1 pseudogene is annotated in these 817 nt (G+C 75.8%); it reads right to left on the reverse strand.

Annotated elements, in window-relative coordinates:
- A pseudogene (locus AC08OO_RS17970) lies at nt 1–817 on the reverse strand (DISARM system helicase DrmA); the annotation flags it as partial.

An 817-nucleotide genomic window follows, 5' to 3' on the forward strand; every position in this document is an offset into this window, starting at 1 on the left:
CGCCGTCCAGCGCGGTCACCGACAGCGTCGGCTGGAACAGCCACGCCGTGTCCGCGGACGAGTGCGGCTCCGGTTGGCTGTTGACCAGCGTCAGCTCGACGACGCGACGGGCACCGCGCTCGCGGACGGCGACGACGAGGAAGACCCCGGTCTCGTCGTCGCCGACGAGCGGCATCCGCCGGGAACCGGCGCCCAGGTGATCGTCCAGGCGGATCTCCCGGTTCGCGAAGACCACCGGTTCGCGGGTCCACGCGCTGCGCTTGCGGCCCTCGTCGTCCTCCACCTCCCGCTTGGTGTAATGCCCCCAGGCCGCCGTGACGGCGAGGACGTCGACCGGATCCGTGCCGTCGGTTCCGGCCGGCACGTCACTTCCGGCCGGCACGGCGAAGGAGAGTCCCATCGACGACGCCCAGATCCGCCCCCGGTTCTGCGGGGTGGCGATCTCCGGCAGGTCGGCGTCCGCGTCGCCCTGCACAGCCGTCTCCGTGTCGGCGACGACGTCCGCGGTGGCGGCCTCCCGGGCACCGCGCGGAGCCGGCTTCGGCCCGAGCATGCCGACGAGGTACCGCTCGCGCGGGCCCATCGCCCTGGGGTGGAACTGCTCGCGCTCGCCGCCCCACGGGCCGAGCAGATCCCGGCGGACGAGTTCGGCGAAGGCATCCCGGACCTCGTAGGACGCCGCCGGCTCGAAGAGCTGTGGCGCGTCGAGGACCTCCGCGGCCGTACGGCCGTCGGCGTCCGCACCGGCCCCGTCGCCCGCGCCGGTGCCGCCCACGCCCCCCGGCGCGGCGGGCGACGGCGGCGCCCCCAGCGCCCC

The sequence above is a fragment of the Frankia sp. CeCAU1 genome (genome assembly GCF_977971845.1).